This is a genomic window from Azospirillum lipoferum (genome assembly GCF_024170005.1).
Classification (GTDB): Bacteria; Pseudomonadota; Alphaproteobacteria; order Azospirillales; family Azospirillaceae; genus Azospirillum; species Azospirillum lipoferum.
Genome location: NZ_JALJXJ010000004.1, coordinates 51,482 through 68,203, shown reverse-complemented (window position 1 = coordinate 68,203; position 16,722 = coordinate 51,482). Strand labels below are relative to the sequence as shown.

Below are 16,722 nucleotides of genomic sequence, written 5' to 3'. Positions count from 1 at the left end.
TTACAGCGGCTGGAGCGGCATCGTCAGCGTCACCCGGGTTCCGACATGCTGGCGGTCGTGATGCAGCAGGGCTCCCAGGCTGGTCGCCATCGCCTGGACGATGCGGGTGCCGAGACCGGTTCCCCGGGGCGCATCGTCGTCGGAGTAGCCGACCCCGTCATCCTCCACGCTCACCGACAGCTGCCCCTCGGCAGCCATCGCCCGGACACGGATGCTGCCGAAGCGGCCTTCGGGATAGGCGTATTTGCAGGCGTTCGTGACCAGTTCGGTCACGATCACCGCCAGGGACACGGCCTTGTCGGTCGGCACTGAAACCGCGTCGGCGAGGACGATGAAGCTTTCCGGGCGCCGGGATGCCATGGCGGTGTGCATCTCGGCGAGAAGCGTTTCCAGATACGAATCGAAGCGGACGGACCTTACGTCGTCGGAGGTGTAGAGGCTCCGGTGAATGCCGGCGATCGCGGTGATGCGCGCCTGGGTTTCGTCCAGGGCGGTGCGGGCCATGGAATCGGACAGGCCCGACCGCTGCATCCGCACGAAGGCGGCCACCAGGGCCAGACTGTTGGCGACCCGGTGGTTGACCTCCTTCAACAGCAGTTCCGCCCGGTCGCGCGCGGCGCGCACCTCCAGTTCCGCCCGCTCCCGTTCGCGGCGAAGCTGGGCCTTTTCCAGGGCCTGCTCAATGGCCGCCGCCAGCAGATCGAAGAACCCCTCACCGGCTTCCTTCGGAACATAGTCGTCGGCACCGGCCTTCAGTGCCGCCACGGCCACCCGCGTGTCGCCGGCGCCGGTGACATAGACGACCGGCGGCGCGTTCTCGCGCGACAGCAGGGCGGGCAGGATGTCCAGCCCGGTCTCCCCCGGCATCTCGTGGTCCAGCCCGACGAGCGCGATGCCGCCCCGTTCCAGCCGGTCCAATCCTTCCCGGCCGTCCTTCGCCCACTCCACGGCATAGCCCCGCCGCTCCAGCCTCCGCTGCACCAGCCGCGCCATGGCAACGTCGTCGTCGATGTAGAGGATGCGTATGGCCGGGTCGGTCATATCTCCGCCTCGGGGATCTGGATGACGGAGAAGAACAGACCCAGCTGGCGGATCGCGGTGGCGAAGCTTTCGTAGTTCACCGGCTTGGTGATGTAGACGTTGGCCCCGATATCGTAGCAGCGCTGGATTTCCTGCCGGTCGTCGGTGGTGGTCAGCACCACGACCGGAAAGCGCTTGGTATGGGGGTTGGCCTTGAGCCTGGACAGGATGTCGACGCCCGTCATGTCCGGCAGGTTCAGGTCCAGCAGGATGAGAAGCGCCCGGCCGATGCTGGCCTGCCCGCTGCCGTCCGGTCCGAACAGATAGGCGAGCGCGCTGTTGCCGTCGGTGAACGGCACGATCTCGTTGTTCACGCCGGCCCGCCGGATGTTCTTTTCGATCAGCCGGGCATGCCCCTCGTCGTCCTCGATCATGACGATGCACACCGTCTGGGGGTCACGCATCATGGGCGGACGTCTCCGAGGGCAGGGGGAGGATATCTGGAAGGCTTATGCGAAAGATGCTGCCCTGTCCAGGAACCGAGTCGACGGTGACCTCGCCGTGCAGGCGCCGGACGAGCGTCCGGACATAGGCCAGACCGATCCCCTCGCCGGGACGGTCCTGCACGCCGGAGCGGCGGAACAGCTCGAAGATGCGCTCGTGATCCTGCGCTGCGATCCCGCGTCCGTTGTCCGCGACCTCGAAGGTCAGGCGACCCTTCCCGGATTGTCCGCGGATGGTGATCCGGCCGGGACGTGCCGGGTCGAGATACTTGATCGCGTTGTCGAGCAAATTGCCGAACACCTGCTCCAAAGCGAGGCGGTCGGAGACGAGCGACGGCAAGGGTCCGGCAATGTCGATGGTGCAGCGCAGTTCGCCGGCCCGGTGGCGGAAGCTGGCGACCACATTTTCCAGCAGGGCCTGCATGGAGACGGGTTCGGGGGTGAGCGTCCGGCTGCCCTGGCGCGACAAAGCGAGGATGGCATTGATCAGCCGGTCCATCTTCGTCGTCGATGAGCGGATGAAGCCGATGGCCTCCGGCATGTCCTCGCTCACCGCCCGCCGCGCCTCCGCCGCCGTGGCATCGTTGGTGTCCGTTGGCCGGCGGTCGAGGTCGGCGGCCACGCTCGCCAACCCAGCCTCGAACTCGCTGGTAAAGCCCATCACGTTCACCAGTGGCGCGCGCAGGTCATGGCTGACGATATAGGCGAAGCGCTGGATCTCGTCATTGGCCCGTTGCAGCTCCATCGTGCGTTCCGACACGCGCTGCTCCAGCGAATCGTTGAGCGCCTGGATCGCGCGCTGTGCCTGCATGAGGTCGCGGGTGTAGCGGAACGCGATCCACACCGCACCGCCGACCACCAGCAGGATGAACAGGCCGCCCAGGTTCGCCACCCAGCCTGATATCCTGGCCTGTCCGGTCAGGGCACGAAGCTGGGTGTCGAGCTGGGCATCGGCGGGGGTGATCAGGTCGGCGAGCGAGCGCCGGGCATCGTCCATCAGCCTCATGCCGCGGCCGGTGCGCACGATGGCCAGGGATTCGTCGCGGCGTCCGGCCTCCATCAGGGCGATGGTCTCCGCCAGTTCCTCCCGCTTGGCGGCGGCAAGGCCGACAAGATGGTCGACGATGCGCAACTCGTCGGCATCGCCATCGGCAAGGTCGCGCAGCCGGGCGATCGTGCTGTCCACCGCCGTGACGGCGGCCTCGTAGGGCTTGAGATAGTTGCGGTCCTCGGTGAGCAGATAACCGCGCTGTCCGACTTCGGCGTCTTGCAACTGGCTGAGGAGGGTCCCGGCGGCGACCCGCAGGGCGCTCATCCGGCTGACGGAGCGGGAATATTGCTGCGTGCTGTCCGCCAGCCACCCTGACATCACGATGATCGCCAGCAAGGCGAACGCGGCGGCGAGCAGCATCAGAAGGGTCCGGCGGGTGACGGTGCTTCTGGCTTTTTGCATCGCGGATGGCCGGCCGGTGCGAGAATGGGTAGGAGCCTCTACCAATTCGCAGTGGGGTTGGCAATCGGCGTGTCCTCCGGCGGCTCTCCATCTTTCGTCATTTTTTGAAGCTGTTGGGATGGACGAGTGGTTTTCCGCACCCGCACAATCGCCGTAGAGTCGAAGCCTGGACCTTGACCGGAAGGAGCGTGCGCGCGATGGAGCCCATCCTGTGGGAATGGATCAACGCCCTGGCGCGGTGGCTGCACGTCATCACCGCCATCGCCTGGATCGGATCGTCCTTCTACTTCATCCATCTCGACGCCTCGCTGCGCAAGCGGGCAGGGGCGCCGGGCGGAACGGCGGGTGACGCCTGGCAGATCCATGGCGGCGGCTTCTACCACATGACCAAATACATGGTCGCCCCGCCGCAGTTGCCGGAGGAATTGACCTGGTTCAAGTGGGAATCCTATGCGACGTGGCTCAGCGGCTTCTTCCTGATGTGCGTGCTGTATTACCGCGGCGCCGACCTGTTCCTGATCGACCAGGACGTGCTGGCGCTCAGTCCCTGGCAGGCGGTGGCGATCAGCGCCGGCGCGCTGGTGGCGGGCTGGGTCGCCTATGACCTGATGTGCAAGTCGCCGCTGGGCCGCAACGACGGGGCGCTCGCGGTCGCCGGCTTCGTCATGCTGGTGGCGACCGCCTGGGGCATGACGAAGATCTTCAGCGGGCGCGGCGCCATGTTGCAGGTCGGTGCGCTTATGGCGACGATGATGGCCTGCAACGTTTTCATGCTGATCATCCCCAACCAGCGCAAGACGGTGGCCGCGATGCTGCGCGGCGAGACGCCGGACCCGTCGCTGGGCAAGAAGGCAAAGCAGCGGTCGCTGCACAACAACTACCTGACCCTGCCGGTCGTCTTCCTGATGCTGTCCAACCATTATCCGCTGGTCAGCTCCACCCGCTACAACTGGGTGATGGTGGCGCTGGTCCTGATGGTCGGCACGGCGATCCGCCATTTCTTCAACAGCCGCCATGCCGGCAAGCCGACACCCTGGTGGACCTGGGGGGTTGCCGCCGCCGGCATGCTGGGCTGCGTCTGGCTCAGCACCTTCGGCCCGGCCAATGCCGCCACGGCACCGGTCAAGGTCGGCTTCAATCAGGTGGAGGAGATCGTCACCACCCGGTGCAGCATGTGCCACGCCGTCCAGCCGGTGTGGGAGGGCATCGCCACCCCGCCACGCGGTGTCGTGCTGGAGGGCGATGGCATCCGCCGCCATGCCGACCAGATCCGTCTGCAAGCCGGCTACAGCAGCGCCATGCCCCCCGCCAACATCACCGGTATCACCCCGCAGGAACGCGCGGTGTTGGCGGCCTGGTCGGGTGACATTAAGTAACCCTGCCTTGAAGTGATCTACAGAAACCGGATCCCCATGCCCGATCAATCCATCTCTTCCGCCATCCGTGGGCGCCTGCTCAGCTTCCGTCGCGCGCCTGCCGGGCCGGGGGATCTCGACTGCCTGACCTATCACGAGGATGGGCTGCTGCTGGTCGGGGCCGCCGGGCGGATTCTGGAGGTCGGGGACTGGGCCGATCTGCGCGGCCGGGTGCCGGAAGGGGTGGCGGTCGACGACCACAGCGGCCGGCTGGTGCTGCCGGGCTTCATCGACACCCACATCCATTTCCCGCAGACCCAGGTCATCGCCTCCTACGGCGCGCAACTGCTCGACTGGCTGGAGAAATACACCTTCATCGAGGAGCAGCGTTTCGCCAACCCGGCCCATGCTGCCGCCAATGCCGCCTTCTTCATGGACGAACTGCTGCGCAACGGCACGACCACGGCGGTGGTCTATGGCTCGGTCCATCCGCAATCGGTCGACGCCCTGTTCACCGAGGCGGAGGCGCGCGGTGCCGGGCTGATCGCCGGCAAGGTGATGATGGACCGCCATGCCCCGCTCGCCCTGACCGATACGGCGGAGAGCAGCTATCGCGACGGCAAGGACCTGATCGGCCGCTGGCACGGGACGGGGCGCCAGCGCTATGCCGTCACCCCGCGTTTCGCCATCACCTCGACCGAGGCGCAGCTGGAGGCGGCCGGTGCGCTGCTGCGCGAGCATCCCGGCGTCCACATGCAGACCCATCTGTCGGAGAACACCGACGAGATCGCCGAGGTGCGCCGCCTGTTCCCCGGCGCTCGCGACTACACCGACGTCTACGACCGTTTCGGGCTACTGGGACCGACCTCGCTGTTCGGTCACTGCATCCATCTGTCGGAGGCCGAGATGACCCGCCTGTCGGAGAGTGGGTCGGTCGCCGTCTTCTGCCCGACCAGCAACCTGTTCATCGGCAGCGGCCTGTTCGATCTCGACGCCCTGTCGAAGCCGGAGCGGCCGGTGCGCACCGCCATCGCCACCGATGTCGGCGGCGGCACCAGCTATTCCATGCTGCGCACCGCGGCGGAGGCCTACAAGGTCTTGCAGCTGCGGCGCCAGAACCTGCCGGCGCTCGCCGCCTTGCACTGGATGACCCGCGGCAATGCCGAGGCGCTGGGCATGGCCGACGAGATCGGCAGCCTGGAGCCCGGCCGCTGGGCCGATCTCGTCGTGCTCGACTCCGCCGCGACCCCGGCTATGCGACATCGCATGAAGGCGGTGGACGGCGACCTGGAGGAGGAGCTGTTCATCCAGGTGACGCTGGGCGACGACCGCTCGGTGGCCGCCACCTATCTGCGCGGCCGCAATTCGCACCTGCGGCAAACGGGCGCTTGACCCAAGCCCCCAGTCCCTGTAGGACTTCCGCCGTCATTGGGGAGTAGCCACCCGCCGGCGGTGATCCGGTGGGGTTCGCGTCAACAGACTTGGATGGTTCCGGCCTCCGGCCGTTACCGCCATGGCGCGCACGGCGACCAGAGGGTCGACCCGGCGAGACCAGTGGATCGGGCATCTCCGCGGCCAGCCGGAGTCCGTCCGATTCCACTGTGTTGTCTGGCCCGGGAACAGCCAATGATCGCCACGTCCCTCGCTCTCGCCTTCAGCCTTTCGATGGATAGCTTCGCTGCGGCCCTGGGCCGCGGAGCCTGTTCGCGCCGTGCCGGCCTGCCGGAAGCGATGCGTGTCGGCGCCGCCTTCGGCGTCTGCCAGTTCGCCATGCCGCTGGTCGGCTGGGGCGTCGGCATCGCCTTCGCCAGCCTCGTCGAGTCGGTCGATCACTGGATCGCCTTCGGCCTGCTGCTGGCGGTCGGCGGTGCGATGCTGCGCAATGCCATCATGGACGGCGAGGATGAGGGCGAGGAGGATTGCGGCCCGGTGCGCAGCGCGCGTTCCGAATGGCTGGCCCTGCTGACCACCGCCGTCGCCACCAGTATCGACGCCGCCGCCGTCGGCGCCGGTCTGGCGCTGGTCGACGTCGACATGGTGACGACCTCGGCGCTGATCGGCGTGGTGACCTTCGCGGTGGCCTTCGGCGGCGTGCTGATCGGACGTGCCGCCGGAGCGCATCTCGGCCGCTGGGCCGAGATGGCGGGCGGCGTGGTGCTGATCGGGCTGGGCGCGAAGATCCTGCTGGAGCACACGATGGGGTAAGGGGCGCCGAGGCCCCCCTCTCACCCCGCCAGAGTCATCCCCATCTCCCAGAAGTCCGCCTCCAGCCGGCAGGCCAGCCGGAAGATTGTGACCAAGCGGGGGAAGCGCGCCTCGGTCATCCCTTCGGCTGCTAGCCGGTCCAAATTCTCCCGCGCCGCCCGCGCCACCTCCTGATAGGCCTCGCCGGCATATTCGGCGATCCAGACGCGGTAGGGATTGGCGTCGTCCAGCGCACCTGGCACTGCCGCCAGCCGGCGGCCGATCTCGGCATAGCCGATGACGCAGGGGCTGAGCGCCACATGCAGATCCAGCAGGTCGCCGCGCAGGCCGGTTTCCAACACATAGCGGGTGTAGGCCATCGTCGCCTTGGCCTCCGCCGCCCGTTCCAGCTCGGCGGCGGACAGGCCCCAGCCTGCGCACAGGCCGACATGCAGGTCCATCTCCACGTCCAGGATCGCCTTCAGCCCGTTCAGCGACGCCTGCATCTCGCGCAGGTCGCGGCCCTTGTAGATGGCGAGCGCATAGGCGCGGGCGAAATGGATCAGGAACAGGTAATCCTGCACCAGATAATGCCGGAAACTCTCCTGCGGCAGCGTCCCGTCGCCCATCCCGCGCACGAAGGCATGGTCGACATAGGCCGCCCAGTCCGCCCGCGCCTCGGCGACGAACCGGTCGAACAGGTCGGGGCTGTGGGAGGGCAGGAGCATGGCGTCGGTCTCCGGTGTTGCTGACGAATTGGGACGGACACTCTACCCGCTATTCGCCGGTTTGCAGCAGCGCGCCGCGCACCCGCGCCTGATGGAAGGCGTAGAGGAACACGGCGACGCCGCCCGCCATGTAGACCATGTTCAGCCCGACCGCCCAGGCCAGATGGTCCCAGCGCAGGGTACCGTCGAACACCAGCGCCCGCATGCCTTCGAACACATGGGCAGACGGCAGGGCGAGCGACACCGGTTGCAGCCAGGTCGGCAGCACCGAAACCGGGTAATAGACCACGCTGACCGGGGCCAGCATGAAGACGACGATCCAGGCCAGCCCCTCCGCCCCCATGCCATAGCGCAGGATCAGCGCCACGATCAGCAGCCCCAGCGACCAGCCCAGCACGATCAGGTTGGCGAAGAAGGCGGCGAGCGGCAGCCCCAGCGCGAAGACCGAATAGCCGAAGAAGGGGATCGCCAGAGCCGCCGCCGGTAGAACGCCGATCAGGGTGCGCAGCAGGCTCATCGTCATCAGTGCCGTCACCCATTCGCCGGGGCGGAGCGGGCTGACGAACAGATGGCCCAGGTTGCGCGACCACATTTCCTCCAGGAAGGAGATGGAGACGCCGAGCTGGCCGCGGAACAGCACGTCCCACAGCAGTACGGCGCTGACCAGCACGCCGGCCCCCTGAGCCACCCAGCCGCTGCCGCCGCCGCTGGATGAAGCCATGAACTGGTTGATGTACCCCCACAGGATCATCTGCATCGTCGGCCAATAGGCCAACTCCAGGATGCGTGGCCAGGACCCGCGCAGCAGATACCAGTAACGCAGCACCATGGCGCCGACCCGGCGCAGCGAGAAGTCGTTGCGTGGGATTGCCATTTCATTCGGCGGCATCGGCGGCCTCCCCGGTCGGGATGCGGTCGTCCGACGCGCGGGCGATGTCGAGAAACACCTCCTCCAGCGTCTGGCGGCCATAGCGGGCGAGCAAGGCCGACGGCGCGCCGCGGTCGACGATCCGGCCCTGGCGCATCATCAGCACGCCGTCGCACAGCCGCTCCACCTCCAGCATGTTGTGGGAGGCGAGCAGGATGGTGGCGCCGGTGCGCAGGCGGTACCGCTCAAGATATGTCCGGATCCAGTCGGCGGTGTCGGGGTCCAGCGACGCCGTCGGCTCGTCCAGCAGCAGAAGTTCGGGATCGTTCAGCAGCGCTTTCGCCAAGGCCACGCGAGTTTTCTGGCCGGCCGACAGTCCGCCGGAGGGGCGATCGAGAAAACGCGACAGGTCAAGATGCTCGGCCAATTCTTGGACGCGCTTTTTGACGCATGTCAAACCGTAGAGGTGGGCATAGACGGTAAGGTTCTCCCGCACCGTCAGCCGATGGGGCAGCTCGACGTAGGGGGAGGAGAAGTTCATGCGCGGAAGCACGGCATGCCGACGGCGCGCCATGTCGACGCCCAGGACCTCCACCGTCCCGGCCGTCGGCAGCAAAAGCCCCAGCAGCATCGAGATGGTCGTTGTCTTGCCCGCCCCGTTGCCGCCGAGAAGGCCGGTGACGCTGCCGCGCGGTACGGCGAAGGTGATGGCGTCGACCGCCGTCACGTCCGGGCCGTCCGGGGTCGGGAAGCGCTTGGTCAGCCCGTCCGCCCGGATGGCTGGTTGCTGTGGGATGATTCGCTCGGTCATGGACACAGAATATGGCGGCAGCCGCCGCAACCGCCAGGGGCACGCAGCCCGGAGGCATGTATCATGGTGACGTTCGCCAGCGTGCTGACCGTACCGGTCCCGGCTTCTCCGGCGCCGCCGCACTGGGCGCAGCCCGACGGCCGCATCACGCTGCGCACGCTGATCCTGATCCGCTGGGTCGCGGTGCTAGGGCAACTGGCCGCGGTGACCTTCGTCAATCTTGGCCTGGGTTTCCCGCTGCCGCTGGGGCCGGTGCTGGCCGCCATCAGCGCGTCGGCCCTGCTGAACGTGGTGGCGATGACCCAGCGGGGCGGCCGGCTGCGGCTGGCCGACCGCGACGCGGCGCTGTATCTCAGCTACGACATGCTGCAGCTGACGCTGCTGCTCTATCTGACCGGCGGGTTGAGCAACCCCTTCGCCATCCTGCTGCTGGCGCCGATGACCGTCGGTGCGGCCATCCTGTCACGCTACAGCACGGTGCTGCTGACCGGTCTGAACCTGATCTGCCTGACGGCACTCGCCCTCTGGCACTTCCCGCTGCCGTGGGAGGAGCCGGTGCGCTCGATGGCGCCGCTCTATGCCTTCGGCGTCTGGCTGTCGCTGACGGTGTCGTCGGTCTTCATCGCCGGCTATGTCTTCCGCGTCGCCGCCGAGGCGCGGCGGTTCGCCGATGCGCTCGCCGCCTCGCAGGTGGCGCTTGCCCGCGAACAGCGGCTGGGGGCGCTCGGCGCGCTCGCCGCCGCCGCCGCGCACGAGCTGGGCTCGCCGCTCGGCACCATCGCCGTGGTGGCGAAGGAGCTGGCGCGCGACCTGCCGCCCGACAGCCCCTATGGCGAGGATGTCGAGCTTCTGCAAAGCCAGGTGATGCGCTGCCGCGAGATCCTGGCCGACTTGGCGCGCAAGCCCGAGGCCGACGGCGGCGACCCGTTCGAACGGCTGCCGCTGACCACGCTGATCGAGGCCGCCGCCGCCCCGCATCGTCTCGGCCATATCGAGTTCGCCGTGGAACCCCACCCGGTTGGCGAGGCGGAGGAGCCCTTCCTGCGCCGCAGCCCGGAGATCATCCACGGCATCGGCAACTTCATCCAGAACGCCCACCAGTTCGCCCGACACAAGGTGACGGTGGCCGCCGCCTGGGACGGACGCGGCGTCACCATCACGGTGATGGACGATGGCCCCGGCTTCCCGCCCCACCTGCTGGGCCGCATCGGCGAGCCCTACCTGTCGGTGCGCGGCGAGCGCTCCGGCCCGAAGGGGCAGACGGGCGGCGGCCATATGGGGCTGGGCATCTTCATCGCACAGACGCTGCTGGAAAAGACCGGCGCGACGGTGCGCTACAGCAACAATCCGCCGGACAGCAGCACTCCGCCCGCTGACCAGACCGCCGGCGGGCATCCCAATCAGGGCGGAACGGGCGCGCGGATTTCCGTGCGCTGGAAGACCATCAACGCCAAGAAATGAGGTTTCACGGTGGATACCCTCAAAACAACCGATGACCTGCTGTCGGGCGATGCCGTCAAACTGACCTTCACTGGCGACGTCACCCGCAGCCTCCTGATCGTCGACGACGACGCCCCCTTCCGCACGCGGCTGGCCCGCGCCATGGAGAAGCGCGGCTTCAACGTCGTCGCGGTCGACAGCGTCCAACTCGGCATCGAGGTGGCGCAGGAATCCGCTCCCGCCTTCGCGGTGGTCGACCTGCGGCTGGGCGACGGCAACGGGCTGGACGTGGTGTCGGCCCTGCGCGACGCCCGCCCCGACGCCCGCGTCGTCATGCTGACCGGCTACGGCAACATTGCCACCGCCGTCGCCGCGGTGAAGGCCGGCGCCGTCGACTATTTGCCGAAGCCGGCCGATGCCGACGCGGTGGAATCGGCCCTGCTGGCCGACGGCCGGACGCTGCCGCAGCCGCCGGAAAACCCGATGTCGGCCGACCGCGTCCGCTGGGAGCACATCCAGCGCGTCTTCGAACAGTGCGACCGCAACGTCTCGGAGACCGCACGCCGCCTGAAGATGCATCGCCGCACGCTCCAGCGCATCCTGAACAAGCACGCCCCGCGCGCCTGAGCGGGAGGCTTCCCGGGAAACGCGAACGGCCCGCCCCTGTCCGGGGCGGGCCGTTCGCATGTCAGGACGCCGCACCGCTCAGGCGGTGCGGTCTTCCGTGCGGCAGGTCTTGATGCCCAGCAGCGTGTAGGCCGGGCAGAACCCGACCAACGCCGTCAGCAGCGGCACCAGTCCGACCAGTCCCCACAGACTCTTCGGCCCGACGACGGTCAGCGAGATCAGGATCAGTCCGACGATGGCGCGCAGCGCGCGATCCACCGGACCCAGATTGCGGCAATTCATGGCGGCACCCCTTGTGTGTGAGCGATGCCGTCCGCTTTACGCTCCAGCTAAAGCCGCGTCTGTGACGGAGTCACGCTGGGACGTCTGCCGTCCCTAATTCGACCATGAACCATGCGTCGGCGGAACCGGCCCATCTTCAAGAAATTCGATCATTCGCCGCTCGATCCGCAACAGCACCTCACGGGCTGGCAGATTGTGGCATTCCCGGCTGTGATCGCGGATTTGCCGGATCGCGCTGACGGTGGCGGATTCTTGACGGTGCGGCATAACATATCCTCCGTCCAAAAGACATAGTGACTCTATCCCTTTTATCCTAACCGTTACAGCATAAAATACGTCTGCCTAACAATTTGTCGCATGCCCTGATCAGACGCTCAGCCATCCAGAGTCAGCAGGGCATCCGGGTCGAGCACCTGGATGCGGCCCCGGGACAGGGCGACGAAGCCGCGGCGTTCGAACTCCTTCAATTGTCGGCTCACCACCTCGCGCGCGGTGCCCAGTTCCACCGCCACTGCCTGATGGGTGATGTCCAGCCCGCCGGCAGCGTCGCGGCGGTCAACCAGGAAGCGGGCGAGCCGCAGGTCGATGCGGCCGAAGGCGACCTCCTCGATCAGCATCATCATGCCGGTCAGCCGGTTGCCGAAGGACGCAAAGACGAAGTCGCGGAAGACGGCGGAGCCCGCCACCAGATCATGGAAGGGGCCGGCGGCCAGCGCCACCGCGTCCATGTCGGTCTCCACCACCGCTTCGGCGCTGTAGGGGTTGTCGGTCAAGAGGCAGGCGGTGGTGACGATGCAGGTCTCGCCGCGGCCGACGCGGTACAGCACGATTTCGCGGCCGGTCTCCGACGCCATCTGCACCCGAACCGCACCCTCTAAAATCATCAGGAAAGTGTGACAACGGTCGCCGGCGCGGAACAGGACGGTTCCGCGCGGAACGTTTACCCGCTGCCCGACGTTGCCGAAATGGGCCGCCAGATCCGGTTCCAGCTTCGCCAGTGTCGGGAAAATCGCGGGAATGTCCGCAGGCCAGCCGGTGCGATCGAACGTCATGGAACCTGTCCTTCCGAGTAACCCCCATTATCCCCCGCCCTGCATCGACGGTCCATACTGCACTGCAGCAGGGTCAGGAAGGCTACCCACTGCGCGCCCATTGCTCGCCGCATGCACTGGATGGCCGATGCAACGGCTGGACTAACACTGCGTTTCAGCCAATCGGACGAACCGCCGAGCCTGCCCGCCGGACAGCATCAGCTGCCCGGAACGGAGGATCGGGCAAACGGATGGTCCTATGGCCGCGCTTTTTGGTCGTTACGCGAGGAGGACCCTTTGGCCACCCAGGAACTTCAGGAACAACCCCGACGCAATACCCCTGAGTCTCGGCGGGGCCCAGGTTCCGTCTCCCCCGGGATCTCCTATGATCTGTCGGCCAGCGCCGCCAGCGCCGTGCGCCGGACCACGGGGCTGTTGCGCCGGCACAAGCTGCTGATCGGTGCGGTGATAGTGGTCGGCACCGGGTTGGCGGCCCTGGTCGCCTTCCGGATGACGCCGCTCTACACCGCCGAAACGCTCATCATGGTCGAGCACCGCAAGAACACCGTCCTCAATTTCGAGGGCGTGGTGTCCGACATGACCCCCGACATCAGCGCGCTGCAAAGCGAGGTCGCGATCCTGAAGTCGCCGGCCTTCGCTGAAAAGGTTGTAGCGAAACTCAAACTGATGAGCGATCCGGAATTCAACGCGTCGCTGCGTCCCCCGCCCCCCGGCTGGGTGTCGGCGCTGAACCCGCGCAACTGGATTCCCGACAGCTGGAAGCACGGCAACGACGTGCCGCTGTCTCCGGAGGAGATCGAGCGCAACCACATGACCTCCGTGGTCAATGCAGTGCTCGACAACACCTCTGTCCGGCCGCAAGGCCGTTCCTACGTCATTGCCGTCAGCTTCGACAGCGAGGATCCGCGCAAGGCGTCGCTGATCGCGAACACCATGGCCGACCTCTATCTGGTCGACCAGCTGGACGAGAAGTTCAAGGCGTCCAAGCGCGCCACCCAATGGCTGGAGGAACGGCTGACCGACCTGCGCAAGGAAGCGCAGACCACCGGCGACGCGGTGGAGAAGTACCGGACCCAGCATGGTCTGACCACCTCGTCCAACAACGAGAGCACGGTGGTCGGCCAGCAGCTGAGCCAGCTGAATGCCGACTATATCCTGGCCCGCACCAAGCGGCAGGAGGCGGAGACCAAGCTGCGCGACGTCACCGCCATGGCGAATTCGCCGCGTGGCGCCTCGGCGGTCGGCGACGTGATGGGCTCGCCGCTGATCCAGGCGTTGCGGGAACGCGAGGTCGACCTGCAGCGCCAGATCGCCGACGCCACCAACCGCTACGGCAGCAAGCATCCGATGCTGCAGGCCCTGCAAAGCCAGCTGCGCGATCTGCAAGGCCAGATCAAGGCCGATGTCGGCAAGATCGTCTCCAATCTCAGCAACGAGGTGGAGCTGGCGAAGGGGCGCGAACAAGGGCTGAAGGCCAGCCTGGATCAGGCCGAGGCCAAGCAGAACGAGCAGCAGCAGGCGACCGTCGGCCTGCGCACGCTGGAACGCGACGCCAACACTGCCCAGTCGATGTACGAGGCGCTGCTGACCCGTTCGCAGCAGATCGCGGCACAGACCGACATGCGCCAGCCGGACGCCCGCGTGGTGTCGGAGGCGGCGATCCCCCTTGACCCGTCGCAACCCAACCGCAAGCTGATCCTGCTGCTGGCGCTGGTGACGTCGGGCACGCTGGGCGTGCTGCTGGCCATGCTGCGCGAACGGTCAGACGGCGGCTTCCGCAGCCCGCACCAATTCGAGATGGCGACCGGCGTGCGCAGCCTGGGTATCGTGCCGCGCATCCCGCGCTTCGGCGGCTCGCCGGCGGCTTACGTGGTCGACAAGCCGATCTCCGCCTTCGCAGAATCGATGCAGAACCTGCGCACCTCGCTGCTGCTCGCCAATCCGGACGGGCGCCACCGGGTGATCCTGTTCAGCTCCTCCGTTCCGGGAGAGGGCAAGAGTTCCGTCGCGGCGGCCTTCGCCCGCACCTGCGCCAACGCCGGCCAGCGGACGATCCTGGTCGACTGCGACCTGCGGCGGAAGAGCCTGCACGAGATGCTGGGCATGTCCAACGGCCGCGGCCTGTCGGAGGTGCTGGCCGGCACCGCGACGCTGGAGGAGGTGATCCAGGTCGATCCCCGCACCGGCCTGCACGTCATCCCCGCCGGCCATGGCCGCACGCTGCCGCAGGACACGCTCGGCTCGTCGGGCATGCACCAGCTGCTGTCGCGCCTGTCGGTCAACTATGACCGCATCGTGCTGGATTCGCCGCCGGTGCTGGCGGTATCGGAAGGCAAGCTGCTGGCGGCCCTCGCCGACCAGACGGTCTTCATCGTCCGCTGGGGCATGACCAAGCGCGGCACCGCGATGGCCGGCCTGAAGGAGGTGATCGAGGCCGGCGGCGAGGTGGTGGGCGTCCTGTTCAGTCAGGTCGATACCCGGCGCCACGCCCAGTACGAGTTCCCGGACAGCGGGCGCTACCACGGCTACCGCCGCTACTACGCGAACTGAGGACAATCCCCCTTTCCCGCTCTCGGCTGGCCGGAGGCCGGTCCGATTGGCCGGCCGAGGCGGGAGAAGGGCTTTTCACTGCGCGTCACGATGTTTTCAACCACCGAAGAGCCCATGAATGTCGGCTGGACACCGCATCTTCCGGAACATCCGTGCCCTTGCCGCCGCGAAAGCGGCGACGATGGCGAGCGGGCTGGTCACCGCCGCCTGGACCGCGCGGGTTCTGGGACCGGACAGTTTCGGCGTGCTGGGCTTCGGCACCTCGCTGATGGCCTATGCTGCGCTGTTCGTGAACATGGGGCTGTCCACCTACGCCATCCGTGAAATCGCCCGCAATCGCGAGCAGGAGGACCACCGCGATCGGGCGGCCGAGTTGTCGGAGCATGTGCTGACCCTGCGTACCGTGCTGGCCCTGGTGGTCGGCGCCCTCTATGCCGCCTTCGTCCTCTCGCTGGATAAGCCAATGGAGGTGAAGGCGGTTCTTCTGGTGCAGGCGGTCCAGCTGCTGGGGAACGCCCTGGTGCTCGACTTTGTTTACCAAGCGACCGAGAAGATGGGGGTGATCGCCACGCGCGAGATCGGCACCTCCATCGGCTCGATGCTTCTCGTCTTCCTGCTGGTGCGTGGGCCTGAGGACGCCATCACCGCGGCCGCCATCACCGGCGGTTCCATCACCGTCAACGCGCTGGTGATGATTGGCCGCTTCCGCCGCGACTTCGGCCACCTGCGCCCCAGGGTCGACCTGAAGGTGTGGCGGGAGATCCTGACGGCGGCGACGCCGATGGCGGTCGGCGTCTTCGCCTGGGCGATCTTCACCCATCTCGACGTGGTGATGCTGGGTTTCCTGGCTCCGCACACCGAGGTCGGCTGGTACAGCGCGGCGGTGAAGATCCAGACGCTGGCCAATCTGGTCGGCAACATCGTGATGAACGCCTTCCTGCCGCAGCTGGCAGCCGCCTATGGCGAGCTTGGGCCGATGCGCGACCGGATGCGGGCCTATGCCTCCGTCATGCTGGCGGTCGGCGGGCTGGTCATCGCCGGCGGCTTCGCCCTGGCGCCGTCCATCCTCGGCACGCTGTTCGGCGATGCCTACGCCCCGGCGACGCTGGCGCTGCGCCTGCTGATGCTGGCCTCGGCGGTGGTCTACGCCAACATGATCCTGGGCAATCCGCTGCTCGTCTGGCACCGGCAGACCGGCTACATGGTCGCTATGCTGTCGGGCGGCGCGCTGAACGCCCTGCTGAACATCTGGTGGATCCCCCGCTACGGCATCGAGGGTGCCGCAATGGCGACCTTCACCGCGGAGCTGGCCGCCACCGTCGCGATCGCCTGGATCCACCGGCAGGCGGTCGGAGAGTTGTATGGCGGGATCGCCGCACGGGCTCTGCTGTGCGCCGGTGCGGCGATCGCCGCCGCATTCGCGCTCGACCGCGTCGCCGCTCCGCTGTTCGACCGCATGCCGGCACTGGTGCATTTCGTCGCCGGCAGCGTGGCGATGGTCGCGGTCTATGGGGCGGTGGCGGTGCTGACGGGATTGGTCCACCTGAAAAGGTTGCGCCGGCTGACCAGCGCCACAGCCTGAGGGGGCGGGACGTGGCCGGATGGATGGTTCAACCCTCAATTCTGCAAGGCCGGGTAGATAGACACCGGCAGCCGGAACAGAATGCGCCTATTGCACCACTTTCGAACGTCTCTGTTGGTGCCTCCAAGCATTCATTTAGCCGCGACGGGGGTTAGTACCATTAATACGGTGGAGAGCGGCAATCATAGTCTTTTCATCGGACGGTGATTTCTGGAACACTTCGCGCTGCACAACGCCGGTAACGAGGTACTTCATCGTCACGGCGAA

General features: G+C 67.2%; 16 protein-coding genes and 1 riboswitch. Of the genes, 7 read left to right on the top strand and 9 right to left on the bottom strand.

All coding sequences use genetic code 11. The annotated features are described in order from the left end of the window. From J2848_RS10415 to J2848_RS10405, 3 genes are read right to left on the bottom strand one after another with little or no spacing between them, the layout of a single operon-like run. Positions 1 to 1,041, bottom strand: a complete 1,041-nt coding sequence (locus J2848_RS10415) for a sensor histidine kinase (protein ID WP_149230952.1) — start codon at positions 1,039 to 1,041, stop codon at positions 1 to 3. Then, on the bottom strand, positions 1,038 to 1,487 hold the full coding sequence (locus J2848_RS10410; protein ID WP_211103087.1) for a response regulator: 450 nt from the start codon (positions 1,485 to 1,487) through the stop codon (positions 1,038 to 1,040). The genes J2848_RS10415 and J2848_RS10410 overlap by 4 nt, the downstream gene beginning before the upstream one ends. Continuing rightward, complete coding sequence (locus J2848_RS10405) at positions 1,477 to 2,934, bottom strand: sensor histidine kinase (RefSeq protein WP_246193791.1); 1,458 nt, start codon at positions 2,932 to 2,934, stop codon at positions 1,477 to 1,479. The genes J2848_RS10410 and J2848_RS10405 overlap by 11 nt, the downstream gene beginning before the upstream one ends. Positions 2,935 to 3,173: 239 nt before the next feature. On the opposite strand from J2848_RS10405, the gene J2848_RS10400 reads away from it, so the two are divergent. The 3 genes from J2848_RS10400 to J2848_RS10390 all read left to right on the top strand — a co-directional run bounded on the left by J2848_RS10400 (position 3,174) and on the right by J2848_RS10390 (position 6,536). Continuing rightward, a complete protein-coding gene (locus J2848_RS10400; protein ID WP_149230950.1) occupies positions 3,174 to 4,352 on the top strand; it encodes a urate hydroxylase PuuD in 1,179 nt (392 codons plus the stop codon). A 36-nt stretch (positions 4,353 to 4,388) separates the two neighbouring features. Next, on the top strand, positions 4,389 to 5,723 hold the full coding sequence (guaD, locus tag J2848_RS10395; protein ID WP_149230949.1) for a guanine deaminase: 1,335 nt from the start codon (positions 4,389 to 4,391) through the stop codon (positions 5,721 to 5,723). 26 nt (positions 5,724 to 5,749) lie between these two features. Continuing rightward, positions 5,750 to 5,874: riboswitch (yybP-ykoY riboswitch) on the top strand. A gap of 83 nt (positions 5,875 to 5,957) precedes the next feature. Continuing rightward, positions 5,958 to 6,536 (top strand): manganese efflux pump MntP, encoded by a 579-nt coding sequence (locus tag J2848_RS10390; RefSeq protein WP_149230948.1) that lies wholly within the window; start codon positions 5,958 to 5,960, stop codon positions 6,534 to 6,536. 20 nt (positions 6,537 to 6,556) lie between these two features. Here the strand turns inward: J2848_RS10390 and tenA are convergent, their stop codons facing one another. From tenA to J2848_RS10375, 3 genes are read right to left on the bottom strand one after another with little or no spacing between them, the layout of a single operon-like run. Then, the gene (gene tenA / locus J2848_RS10385) at positions 6,557 to 7,243 is read right to left on the bottom strand and encodes a thiaminase II (RefSeq protein ID WP_149230947.1); all 687 of its coding nucleotides are present in this window, start codon (positions 7,241 to 7,243) and stop codon (positions 6,557 to 6,559) included. 49 nt (positions 7,244 to 7,292) lie between these two features. Beyond that, positions 7,293 to 8,132 carry an ABC transporter permease gene (locus tag J2848_RS10380; protein WP_149230946.1) on the bottom strand — a complete coding sequence of 280 codons (840 nt, stop codon included), beginning with the start codon at positions 8,130 to 8,132 and terminating at the stop codon, positions 7,293 to 7,295. After that, complete coding sequence (locus J2848_RS10375; protein WP_149230945.1) at positions 8,119 to 8,922, bottom strand: ABC transporter ATP-binding protein; 804 nt, start codon at positions 8,920 to 8,922, stop codon at positions 8,119 to 8,121. Before J2848_RS10375 ends, J2848_RS10380 begins: the two co-directional genes overlap by 14 nt. A 63-nt stretch (positions 8,923 to 8,985) precedes the next feature. Between J2848_RS10375 and J2848_RS10370 the strand changes: the two genes are divergently transcribed. Continuing rightward, positions 8,986 to 10,383, top strand: coding sequence for an ActS/PrrB/RegB family redox-sensitive histidine kinase (locus J2848_RS10370; RefSeq protein WP_149230944.1), 1,398 nt, complete (start codon positions 8,986 to 8,988; stop codon positions 10,381 to 10,383). A 9-nt stretch (positions 10,384 to 10,392) separates the two neighbouring features. Beyond that, positions 10,393 to 10,989, top strand: coding sequence for an ActR/PrrA/RegA family redox response regulator transcription factor (locus tag J2848_RS10365; RefSeq protein WP_425458678.1), 597 nt, complete (start codon positions 10,393 to 10,395; stop codon positions 10,987 to 10,989). 78 nt (positions 10,990 to 11,067) lie between these two features. On the opposite strand, the gene J2848_RS10360 is transcribed toward J2848_RS10365, so the two are convergent. From J2848_RS10360 to J2848_RS10350, 3 genes are all read right to left on the bottom strand, one after another. Then, on the bottom strand, positions 11,068 to 11,271 hold the full coding sequence (locus J2848_RS10360) for a YgaP family membrane protein (protein WP_149230943.1): 204 nt from the start codon (positions 11,269 to 11,271) through the stop codon (positions 11,068 to 11,070). A 93-nt stretch (positions 11,272 to 11,364) separates the two neighbouring features. Next, a complete protein-coding gene (locus J2848_RS10355) occupies positions 11,365 to 11,538 on the bottom strand; it encodes a hypothetical protein (protein WP_253568624.1) in 174 nt (57 codons plus the stop codon). Between the two features lie 107 nt (positions 11,539 to 11,645). After that, the gene (locus J2848_RS10350; protein ID WP_149230942.1) at positions 11,646 to 12,323 is read right to left on the bottom strand and encodes a Crp/Fnr family transcriptional regulator; all 678 of its coding nucleotides are present in this window, start codon (positions 12,321 to 12,323) and stop codon (positions 11,646 to 11,648) included. Positions 12,324 to 12,716: 393 nt separating this feature from the next. Between J2848_RS10350 and J2848_RS10345 the strand changes: the two genes are divergently transcribed. Then, positions 12,717 to 14,873: a GumC family protein gene (locus tag J2848_RS10345; protein WP_246193790.1), complete on the top strand. Its 2,157-nt coding sequence runs from the start codon at positions 12,717 to 12,719 to the stop codon at positions 14,871 to 14,873. Between the two features lie 118 nt (positions 14,874 to 14,991). Then, on the top strand, positions 14,992 to 16,455 hold the full coding sequence (locus J2848_RS10340; RefSeq protein ID WP_149230940.1) for a flippase: 1,464 nt from the start codon (positions 14,992 to 14,994) through the stop codon (positions 16,453 to 16,455). The last annotated feature ends 267 nt before the right edge of the window (positions 16,456 to 16,722 follow it).